9 protein-coding genes are annotated in these 10,872 nt (G+C 65.2%); all 9 read right to left on the reverse strand.

The genetic code is table 11. The features are described 5' to 3' along the window. Positions 1 to 6: 6 nt before the first annotated feature. The 9 genes from spoIIGA to mraY all read right to left on the reverse strand — a co-directional run bounded on the left by spoIIGA (position 7) and on the right by mraY (position 10,871). On the reverse strand, positions 7 to 933 hold the full coding sequence (spoIIGA, locus tag H582_RS0101130; protein WP_028597010.1) for a sigma-E processing peptidase SpoIIGA: 927 nt from the start codon (positions 931 to 933) through the stop codon (positions 7 to 9). A 202-nt stretch (positions 934 to 1,135) separates the two neighbouring features. Further along, entirely contained in the window at positions 1,136 to 2,254 is a 1,119-nt protein-coding gene (gene ftsZ / locus H582_RS0101135) for a cell division protein FtsZ (protein WP_028597011.1), read from the reverse strand. Between the two features lie 14 nt (positions 2,255 to 2,268). Then, positions 2,269 to 3,510, reverse strand: a complete 1,242-nt coding sequence (gene ftsA, locus H582_RS0101140; RefSeq protein WP_028597012.1) for a cell division protein FtsA — start codon at positions 3,508 to 3,510, stop codon at positions 2,269 to 2,271. A 237-nt stretch (positions 3,511 to 3,747) separates the two neighbouring features. Further along, positions 3,748 to 4,512 (reverse strand): cell division protein FtsQ/DivIB, encoded by a 765-nt coding sequence (locus H582_RS0101145; RefSeq protein ID WP_028597013.1) that lies wholly within the window; start codon positions 4,510 to 4,512, stop codon positions 3,748 to 3,750. A 98-nt stretch (positions 4,513 to 4,610) separates the two neighbouring features. Then, on the reverse strand, positions 4,611 to 5,894 hold the full coding sequence (murA, locus tag H582_RS32310) for a UDP-N-acetylglucosamine 1-carboxyvinyltransferase (RefSeq protein ID WP_028597014.1): 1,284 nt from the start codon (positions 5,892 to 5,894) through the stop codon (positions 4,611 to 4,613). A 15-nt stretch (positions 5,895 to 5,909) separates the two neighbouring features. After that, the gene (gene murB / locus H582_RS32315; RefSeq protein WP_028597015.1) at positions 5,910 to 6,821 is read right to left on the reverse strand and encodes a UDP-N-acetylmuramate dehydrogenase; all 912 of its coding nucleotides are present in this window, start codon (positions 6,819 to 6,821) and stop codon (positions 5,910 to 5,912) included. A 428-nt stretch (positions 6,822 to 7,249) separates the two neighbouring features. After that, complete coding sequence (spoVE, locus tag H582_RS0101160; protein ID WP_028597016.1) at positions 7,250 to 8,347, reverse strand: stage V sporulation protein E; 1,098 nt, start codon at positions 8,345 to 8,347, stop codon at positions 7,250 to 7,252. A gap of 44 nt (positions 8,348 to 8,391) precedes the next feature. Then, complete coding sequence (gene murD, locus H582_RS0101165; RefSeq protein ID WP_028597017.1) at positions 8,392 to 9,828, reverse strand: UDP-N-acetylmuramoyl-L-alanine--D-glutamate ligase; 1,437 nt, start codon at positions 9,826 to 9,828, stop codon at positions 8,392 to 8,394. A 74-nt stretch (positions 9,829 to 9,902) separates the two neighbouring features. Then, on the reverse strand, positions 9,903 to 10,871 hold the full coding sequence (mraY, locus tag H582_RS0101170) for a phospho-N-acetylmuramoyl-pentapeptide-transferase (RefSeq protein ID WP_028597018.1): 969 nt from the start codon (positions 10,869 to 10,871) through the stop codon (positions 9,903 to 9,905). Position 10,872 lies beyond the last annotated feature (1 nt).

A 10,872-nucleotide genomic window follows, 5' to 3' on the forward strand; every position in this document is an offset into this window, starting at 1 on the left:
CGTCGTTCAGCCCGCCTGGCTCTCGACCAGGGAGGGATGTATGATGGCGCGGTACGAGCCGTCCGCGACCAGCCTGCCTCCGTCCAGCCCGATCAGCACCTTGCTCGACTCGCTCCGGCTGCCTTCCCGTTCGATGACGACGCCGTCGGGCTTGAGCGCGAGCATGAACTGGGTGCCCTTGTTGATGCCGCGATAAGGAACGAGCCGGATCCGGTCCTGCCATTTGAATTCTTCCTCGCCAAGCTCGGCCACCAGCCGGTCGACCTGGCCGTCCCGGATGCCCTTCATCCATCCGGGCGGGATCTCGTCCTCCCAGAGCGACGCCTCCATGACCATGACCGGCGTTCTCGACAACGGATCGTACAGCTGGTTGCCCGTATCGACGAGGCCGGTGCAGCGATGCTCCGACTCCCCGATGCGGACGGTCACCTCGGCCAGATGGGAAAGCACCAGCTCCTTCTGCCGCCTGCCGGCGACGACCGAGCGCATGAGATACAGGCCGATCGCCGCGACGCTGACGACGAACCATAGGCTCGTCTGCAGCTCGACCGCCATGCCGTCCTGCAGGAAGCGCATCGTCCGCCACACCTCGTCCGATCCGGACATCAGCATGTAGTGGATGCCGAGCACGGCTCCGGCCGCGACGAAGTTGACGGCGTAGAACGCGCCGATGAAGCGCAGAAAGCTCCGCGTATCGCGGAACCCGAAGGCGACGTACAGCATCGCAAGCGAGATGCCGGCCTTGATCGCGATCGTATAGAGGAAGGACAGCGGCGGAAACAGCATCAGCACGACATAGGCCGCGCCGATCGACGCCGCGGCCAGCACGCGGACCGGCCTCGCCTTCACTCCCCGGATCCAGGCGGTCAGTAGCAGCATCGAGCCGTCTACGAGCAGCTCTCTCAAAAAAAGGACGTCGACGTAAACGGCCAGCGAAGCTCACCTTCCTTGGTCCGCGGCGTAGCTTGAACCCGGAGAACGAATGAACCCAGTATAGTCCAGCCCCCCTCTCGATGTCTGTCTAATCCTGCCGCTTCGGCCGCTCTAGTTTTGTCGGATCGGGCGGATGCCGCGACGACAAAAAACCGCCCCTTCCGGTTGGAAGGGGCGGCTGTTCGGCCTGGTTCGAATGGCCCTAGCGGTCGCCGCGCGGGCGGTTGCGCAGGAAGGCCGGAATTTCCAGCTGATCGCTGGAAGCGTTGTTGAACGGCTTCGGCGAGGCAGACGTCTGGCGAGGCTCGGCAGCCTCCGGAGCCGGAGCATGGCTGACGGGACGGCGTACCGGAGCGGGACTCGCCGCCTTGTGCTCGAAGCCGGTGGCGATGACCGTCACCTTGATCTCGTCCTTGAGGTCCTCGTTGATGCTCGCGCCGAAGATCATGTTCACCTCGGGATCGGATGCCTCGATGACGATCTCGGCCGCTTCGTTGACCTCGTACAGCGACAGGTTGTTGCCGCCGGTGATGTTCATGATGACGCCGCGAGCGCCGTCGATCGACGTCTCGAGCAGCGGGCTCTGGATCGCCTTGCGCGCCGCTTCGGCGGCGCGGTTCTCGCCGGTCGCGATGCCGATGCCCATCAGCGCGGAGCCGCGCTCGGTCATGATCGTCTTCACGTCGGCGAAGTCAAGGTTGATGAGCGCCGGCTCCGCGATCAGGTCGGAGATGCCCTGCACCGCCTGCCGCAGCACGTTGTCGGCCTCGCGGAACGCCTCGAGCATCGGCGTCTTTTTGTCGACGATCTCGAGCAGGCGGTCGTTCGGGATGATGATCAGCGTGTCGACCTTTTCCTTGAGCGCCTCGATGCCGAGCTCGGCCTGGTTGGAGCGCTTGCGTCCTTCGAACGTGAACGGACGCGTCACGACGCCGACGGTCAGCGCGCCGCATTCGCGGGCGATCTCGGCGATGACGGGAGCCGCGCCCGTGCCGGTGCCGCCGCCCATGCCCGCCGTGACGAACACCATGTCGGAGCCCTTGAGCGTGCCGGCGACGAGGTCGCGGGACTCCTCGGCGGCTTTTTTGCCGACCTCCGGATTGGCGCCGGCGCCGAGGCCGCGCGTCAGCTTCTCGCCGATCTGCAGCTTATGCTCCGACTTCGCCAGATGGAGCGCCTGGGCGTCGGTGTTCACGGTGATGAACTCCACTCCCTTGACGCCGTTGTCGATCATCCGGTTGACCGCGTTGCTGCCGCCGCCTCCGACACCGATGACTTTGATCTGAGCCAGTTGTTCCAGGTCAATATCGAATTCCAACATTCTATTTCCCCCGATCAGATGAATTCACTGAACATATTCTTGATTCGTTCAATCATGCCGGGTTTAGCGGGGGCGGCGGTTCCCGTCTTGCGGCTTGCCTGCTTCTTGACCGCTCCCGAGTTGCGAATCGTCATGTGCTTGCTGACGTACTGGATCATGCCGACACCGCTGCCGAATGCCGGATCCCGCACGCCGATGAAGTCCGGCACGGCGATGCGCACCGTGGACTCCAGCTCTTGCTGGGCGACCGTGAGGGTGCCCGGCATGTTGACGGATCCGCCCGTCAACACATAGCCTTGGACCTTGGCGCCGTATCCGAGGCGGCGCACTTCCTGCCGGATCAGATAGAAGATCTCCGCCATCCGCGGCTCGACGATGTTGGCGAGATCCACCTGGGAGAACTCCTTCTCGACGTTGGAGCCGAGGCGCGTGATCTTGAAGCGCTGATCCTCCGCGGAGTCGGTCACGGACGCGCAGCCGTACTTGAGCTTGATCTTCTCCGCCTGGTCGGTCTGCGTCCGCAGGCCGTACGAGATGTCGTTCGTGACGAACTCGCCGCCGACCGGCAGCGTCGACGTCGCGACGAGCCCGCCCTGCTCGAAGATCGCGAGCGTCGTCGAGCCCGCTCCGATGTCCACCAGCACGGTGCCCATCGTCTTCTCGTCCTTGCTCAGCGACATCATGCCGGAGGCGAGGGACATGAGGATGATGCCCGAGATGTGGAGGCCGGCCTTCTCGACGCAGCGGATCAGATTATGTATGGCCGTCTTGGCGCCGGTCACGATCGTCGCTTCCACCTCGAGGCGGACGCCGATCATCCCGCGAGGGTCGGAGATGCCTTCCAGCCCGTCGACGAGAAACTGCTTGGGCACGAGATTGATGATCTCGCGCTCCGGCGGCAGCGCGACGACCTTGGCCGCCTGCAGCACGCGCTCGATGTCCTCGTCGCCGATCTCGCGGTCCTCGTTCGACACCGCGACGACGCCGTGGTTGCTCTGGAGGGCGATATGGTTGCCCTGCACGCCTACGTAGATCTCGGAAATCTCGATATCGACCATGCGCTCGGCATGCTCGACCGCGCTGCGGATCGACTTGACCGTCTGGTCGATGTCGACGATCGCTCCTTTGCGAATGCCTTCCGAGTCGGCGGATCCAACTCCAATTATATTAATGGCTCCGTTGGCCACTTCGCCAATAATAACTCGAACCTTGGATGTACCGATGTCCAAACTGACGATGATGTCGTTGCTGCTCAATTGCGCGGCACCTCCGTTCCGGGTCGCTAGTTTCTATCGCCTGTCGTGAATATATCTGTCGTACATATTCCACGCTTCTGATATTTTCCCTCTTTTTTCTACATTTTTTTCACGAGGAAATTCATCCCAGCGCTGGCATTTTGCATGAAAGGCGCCTTCTCCAACTTGAAAAAAAGCCTATCTTAAATTCTACCATTCTTTGAAGCGAAATAAAAGGGCGGGCTTGCTCGGCGAGCGTCAGCGGGAGCCGCCCGCGCTCCCTTCGTCCGCGCTCTCCTCGGCCGATCCGAACGGCATGTACGTATCGGCGAGCAGCAGCGTCGCGCGCCCCGGCGAGCGCTCCTCGACGACCGAGTTGATCGTCGGCAGCTTGTCCTTCAGCAGCGAGACGGCGGTGACGATCTCGAAGCCGGAGCGGGTATAGATGCGGATGCGGTCCGGATAAGACTCGGTCGGGCTCGGACTGATCTCCGACAGATGGTCCAGGTCCTCGGCGCGGATGTCGGCGAGCGCCTCGCACAGCTTCTTCTTGACCGGATCGTCCTTGCGCCAGCCGGACAGCACGGGCTTGTCCACGACGGCGCTGCCGGCGTCGGCCTCCAGAATCTTGCCGCTGGCGAGAATGGCGCTCAGCTTGCCCGCATCGTCCATCTCGAACGCGACGGGCGGGTACTCCTCCACGATGATCCGCACCTCGCCGGGAAACTTCTTCTCGACCGTCGTCCGCTTGATCGAGCCGAGCGCGTCGACGCGCTTCTCCACCGTGCCGGCCACCGTGCCGAAAAACGCATCCCCGGGGCGCACGCTCGCCGCCTCCTTGATGACGGCCTCCGGCGTGAACTGCTCGCCCGAGACGGTGACGGCGGAAACCTTGCTGATCGCGGAATTAAAGAAAAGAATGGACAATAGAATAAGGAAAAGAAGCACCAGGATCAGGATCAGCTTGCGGCTGCCCCGTTTTTTCGGCGGCGGCTCCTTCAGAAGCGGTATGAGTTCGGCCACGCTTGTCCCTCCTCAAGCTGTAAAGCCGGCCCATCCCCGCAAAAGCGGCGGATGGACCGTCGATGAATCGCCTGCCGGTGCTACCGTCCGCGGCCGGTTCAGCCCGGCACCGCCCCGTTGTCCGGCACCGGCGCGCTGCGCGCGATGCGGGCTCCGAGACGGCTCAGCATCGATTCGATGCTGTCGTAGCCGCGGTCGATATGGTGCACCTGCTCGACGATCGTCCGTCCTTGGGCGGCGAGCCCCGCGATGACGAGCGCGGCTCCGGCCCGCAGGTCCGTCGCCTCCACCGTCGCCCCGTACAGGCGCGGCACGCCCCGGATGATCGCCGCTCCGAGATCGACGCGGATATCCGCTCCCATCCGGCTCAGCTCGCCGACATGCTTGAAGCGGCCTTCGAAAATCGTCTCCTTCATGATGCTGACGCCGTCGGCCAGCGCGAGCAGCACCATGACCGGCGACTGCAGGTCCGTCGGAAAAGCGGGATAAGGCGACGTGACGATGCGCTCCACCGCCTTCGGACGAGACGAGGCGCTGACGGTCATGACGTCGCCGTCGATGGCGACGTTCGTGCCGGCGCGCCGCAGCACATGCACGAGCGAGGACAGATGCGCCGGACGCGTGTTCGTCAGCGTCACCTTGCCCTTCGTCGCCGCGGCGGCCACGAGCAGCGTGCCCGCGACGATGCGGTCCGGGATGACGCGGTAGGAGCACGGGCTCAGCGACTCGACGCCGTCGATCGTGATCGTGTCCGTGCCGGCGCCCATGATGCGGGCTCCCATCGCGTTCAGGAAGCTCTGCAGGTCCTGGATCTCCGGCTCGCGCGCCGCGCCGACGATCGTCGTGCGGCCTTCGGCCAGCGCGGCCGCCATCATGATGTTCTCCGTCGCGCCTACGCTCGGGAAGCTCAGATGGATGTCCGCTCCGATCAGCTTGTCGGCCCGGCAGGAGATCCGATCTCCATTCTCTTCAAATTCGGCGCCGAGCGCGCGAAGCCCTTCCAGATGGAGATCGAATTTGCGCTCGCCGATGGCGCAGCCGCCCGGCTGGTAGATATGCACCTCGCCGAAACGGGCTAGCAGCGGCCCCATTAGGAAAATCGAGGAGCGCATCTGGCTCATCAGCTTCTCCGGAATTTGGACATGATAGGCGGTCGCCGTATTCAGCGTGACCGTTTCTCCCTCATGCTCGGCGCGGCAGCCGAGCTCGCGCAGAATTTGCAGCATGACTTCGATATCGAGCAGCTGCGGCACGGATTCGATCGTCACTGTGCCGCAGGCGAGCACGCTGGCTGCCAAAATCGGCAGGGCCGCGTTTTTCGCCCCTTGGATAGCAATGGTTCCTGAGAGAGGTTGCCCGCCTTCAATCACCAATTTGTCCAAACCTACACCTCCAAGTTACCGCTCACCCACCACCAATACTTCGGGCATCAGTTCAATTCCCGTGCGGTTCTTGACCGTGCTGCGGATATGGGCGATCAGGGTGAGGACGTCTTCTGCCGTCGCCTGCCCGGTGTTGACAATGAAATTGGCGTGCATGGGCGATACTTGCGCGCCGCCGATCGAGAAGCCCTTGAGGCCGCTCTCCTCGATCAGCTTGGCGGCATGATGGCCCGGCGGGTTGCGGAACACGCTGCCGCAGCTCGGCTGCTGCAGCGGCTGGGTGCGCCGGCGGCGCTCCTTGTGCGTCGCCAGCGCCGCGGCGATCTCCTTGCGGTCGCCATGCGCGAGCTGCAGCGTCGCTTCCAGCACGACGCCCCGGCTGCCCGGATCCTGCAGGCGCGAGTGGCGATAGCGGAACGCCATCTCCTCCGGCCCCCATACGGCCAATTCCCCTGTCTCCAGCACGATTTCGGCGGAGTTGAATATATGCGACATGTCAGACCCGTGGGCACCCGCATTCATATAGACGGCGCCTCCGACCGTGCCCGGAATTCCCCCGGCGAACTCCAGTCCGGTCAGTCCCTGCTTGCCGGCCATCACTGTCAGCTTGATGATCGAATACGCGGCGCCGGCGCGCACGAGCGTGCCGTCGAATTCCGCGTAGTCCAGCGCTTCTCCCGCCTTGATGACGACGCCCCGGATGCCTTTGTCGCTCACCAGCATGTTGGAGCCTTTGCCGATGATCGTCCACGGCACGCCGCGGCGGTTCAGGATCGCCATCGTCCGGATCATTTCCGGCTTGCCTGACGGAGTCAGCAGGACGTCCGCCGGGCCTCCGATCTTCCAGGTGGTGTGCCTGGCAAGCGGCACATGCTTCTGGATGCCGCCGATCGCGGCGTCCTCCAGCTCTGCCATCCATGCCTCCATGGTCGTTCCTCCTTTATGTCGGGGACTCGCGGCAAGCCATCCTCAAGCTGCAGCCCGGAGCCGCTCTCCGGCTCCGACGAATGCCACTCTCCCTTGCGGAAAAGGTAACCGGCCGCCCTCAAGCTGACGGACACGATTATGCAGTATCCTATGCCCAGCCGGACGCCGTGGTGACAGCCGCCCGGCGCCGCGAGTCCCTTGCTGCTTGCCGGCAGGGCTTGGCAGCCCGCCGGCGATGAGGCCGCGCCCCAGCCCCGGCATGCCGGGGCTGGGGCGCGGCCTGATTCATGCGGCGCAGCCGCGCCGCCTTACCTATCGCATCGATCCGCTTCGGCCGAAGCGGATCGCGATGTTCGAATTGGAGTCCGCCCGAAAGCCGCTGCGGCCGCGCAGCCGCGCCCGCAGCGACCGGGAATGCCCGGCCCGCCTCATCGGGAATAGCGGGACAGGCTCAGCAGGATGCCGAGCGCGGTGAGCAGCAGCGTCAGCGACGAGCCGCCGTAGCTGACGAGCGGGAGCGTGATGCCCGTCACGGGCATGAGCCCGATGACGACGCCGATATTGATCAGCACCTGGACGGCGACGATGCCGGTAATGCCCGCGCCGAGCAGGCTGCCGAACGTGTCCGGCGCGTAGATCGCCGCGCGCATCCCTCTCCAGATCAGGATGAGGAACAGCAGGATCAGCAGCGCGCCGCCGATGAAGCCGAGCTCCTCCGCCAGAATCGAGAAGATGAAGTCGGTCTGCGGCTCCGGCAGGTAGCTGTACTTCTGCCGGCTCATGCCGAGGCCGAGCCCGACCAGCCCGCCCGGCGCGATCGCGTACAGCGACTGGATGATCTGGTAGCCCGCGCCGAGCGGGTCGGACCAAGGGTCCATGAACGAGGTGATCCTCGCCAGCCGGTACGGCGCCGCCAGGATGAGGCCGACGAGGCCGATCGCCCCGACGGCGGCCAAGCCGCCCAGATGCTTCATCCGCGCTCCCGCAACGAACAGCACGAGCAGCGAGGCGCCCATCATGACGGAGCCCGTCCCGAGGTCGGGCTGCAGCATGATGAGGCCGAAAGCCGCTCCCATCAAGGCAAGCGGCGGCAGCAGTCCGCGGGCGAACTGCGTCACCCGCTGCTGGTTGTCGGAGAGCATCTTGGCGAGGAACAGGATCATGCCGAGCTTCATGAACTCCGACGGCTGGATGCCCAGCGAGCTGATGCCGAGCCAGCTGCGCGCGCCGCCCCGCACCGCGCCGATGCCGGGCACCAGCACGAGCACGAGCAGCGCGAAGCAGACCAGCAGCAGCGGCTTGGCGTATTTCTTCCATACATGGTAGTCCGTATTGGCCGTGAACACCATCGCGCCGATGCCGAGAGCGGCGAACAGCGACTGGCGCTTCACGTAGTAGAACTTGTCGCCGAAGTCCTGAAACGCCCGCACCGCGCTCGCGCTGTAGACCATGATCAGACCGATGGCGAGGATAAGGGCGATGGAACCGATCAGCCATGCGTCCGGAGCGGACCGGGCTTTGGGCATGACGCAACACCTCTGGCATGGGAAAGTAGGGACGAGCCCCCTACTTACAAGGTATGCGCCGAATCCTTAAACATGTCCCCGCGGACTTCGTACGAGGGGAACATATCCCAGCTCGCGCAGGCCGGCGACAGCAGCACGGCGTCGCCCGGCTCCGCCAGCGACGCGGCGAGCCGCACCGCCTGGGCGACCGAGGATTCGGCGTCCTCCCCAGCATCGGCCACGCGCGAGCCCGGCATACCCGCCAGCTCCGCGACGCGCGCCAGCTTGGCTCTCGTCTGGCCGAGCACGACGAGCCCCTTGAGCCGCGAGCGGAACAGCGGCAGCAGCTCCATGTAGTCGGAGCCGCGGTCGAGGCCGCCGGCGATCAGCACGATCGGCCGGTCGAGCGAGCGGACCGCCGTCGTCGTCGCCGTCGGGTTCGTCGCCTTGGAGTCGTTGTAATAGCGGACGCCGTCCGCCTCGCGAACGAATTCCAGCCGGTGCTCGACGCCGCTGAAGCGGCGCAGCGGCTGCGCCAGCGCCTGCGGATCGGCGCCGATGGCGATGCAGGCGGCCGCAGCGGCCAGCGCGTTGGCCAGGTTGTGGCGGCCCGGTAGGATGACTTCCGCTGCCGGCAGCAGCGGCAGCTCTCCCCCGCTGCCGTCGCGGTAGACGATCATGCGCTGCGGCTCGGCCGCGGCCTCGTCCGCCTGACCGTCAGCCGGGAACGGCGGCTCGACGCAGACGCCCCGCTCCAGCCGCTGCTTCAGCGAGAACGGCAGCAGCCGCGCGCGCAGGCGCGGAGCGAGCTCGGCGCAGAACGGATCGTCGGCGTTCAGCACCGCGACGTCCTCCTCCGTCTGATGGGCGAACAGCTTCGCCTTGGAGGCGGCGTAGTCGTCCATCGAGCCGTGGTAGTCCAGATGCGTCTCGGCCAGATTGAGCAGCAGCGCCACGCGCGGGCGGAACGAGGTCGTGCCCTTGAGCTGGAAGCTGCTCAGCTCGGCGACGAGCACGTCGTCCGCGGATACCTCCTGCGCCGCCTCGCAGAGCGGGCGGCCGATATTGCCGGCGACGACCGGCTTGCGCCCTGCCGCCTTCAGCATCTCGCCGATCCAGGTCGTCGTCGTCGTCTTGCCGTTGGAGCCGGTGATGCCGATGATCGGCGCCGCCGACAGATGCCCGGCGACCTCGACCTCGGTGACGACCTCGACGCCGAGCTCCAGCGCCGCCGCCACCGGAGGCGCGCTATACGGAATCCCCGGATTCTTCACCAGCAGCGCCGTTGTTGAACCAACCAATTCCTGGGGATGGCTGCCGCAGACGACCGGGATGCCGAGCGCCTCGAGCTCTCCCGCCTCCGGACTGTCCTCCCGCGGCTTGCGGTCGTTCACGACGACGTCCGCTCCGAGCCGGTGGAACAGCTTGGCGACGGCGACGCCGCTGCGCGCCAGGCCAAGCACGACGACCTTGCGATCGCGGTATGCAGATGGATGATCCATCCAAATCCTCTCCTTATGCAGCAAAACGGCTTGCCGTCCCTTCGGACGGCTGCCGTTTGCGTGGAATATGCCGATCAGCCTCCGCCGATCCGGTACAGCGCGAGGCCGGCGGTCGCCAGCGCGAGGCCGACCGCCCAGAACACCGTGACGACCTTCCATTCCGACCAGCCGGACAGCTCGAAATGGTGGTGGATCGGACTCATCTTGAAGATGCGCTTGCCGCGCAGCTTGAACGAGCCGACCTGCAGGATGACGGAGATCATCTCGACGACGAACACGCCGCCGATCAGGACGAGCAGAATTTCCGTCTTGGTGAGGATCGCCGCCGCGGCCAGTCCGCCGCCGATGCCGAGCGAGCCGGAATCCCCCATGAACACCTTGGCCGGGTGCGCGTTGAAGATCAGGAAGCCGAGCACCGCGCCGACAAGCGCCGCCGTGAACACCGCGCTCTCATGCTCGGTCGCCTGCATGGCGATGATCGTGAACGCCCCCGCGGCGATCGCGCTCGTGCCGGACAGCAGGCCGTCCACGCCGTCGGTGAAGTTGACCGCGTTGGTCGTGCCGAAAAAGATGATGATGACGAACGGATAGTAGAACCAGCCGAAGTCCAGGCTGAAGCTCGTGCCCGGAACGGACACCGCCGTGCTGTGTCCCATCTGGTAGAGCAAGACGCAGACGATGAGGCTGAACAGCAGCTGCCCGAACAGCTTCTGCTTGGCCGTCAGGCCGAGCGAGCGCTTGAGGGCGATCTTGATGTAGTCGTCGAGGAAGCCGACGAGCCCGAAGCCGAGCGCGCCGACGAGCAGCACCCAGAACTCCGTCGTCTTCTCCGAGAAGCGGAGGAACGCGACAGTGACCGCCAGCAGGATGATGATGCCGCCCATCGTCGGAGTGCCGGATTTTTTGAGATGGCTCTGCGGTCCGTCCGTGCGCACCTGCTGCCCGAATTTGAGCCGCCGGAGCAGCGGGATGCACAGCGGTCCGAGAATGACCGCGAGCAGGAACGAGACGCCGATTGTCATGAGTATCGCGAGCATGTCCATG

The organism is Paenibacillus pasadenensis DSM 19293 (assembly GCF_000422485.1).
Taxonomy (GTDB): Bacteria; Bacillota; Bacilli; order Paenibacillales; family Paenibacillaceae; genus Paenibacillus_O; species Paenibacillus_O pasadenensis.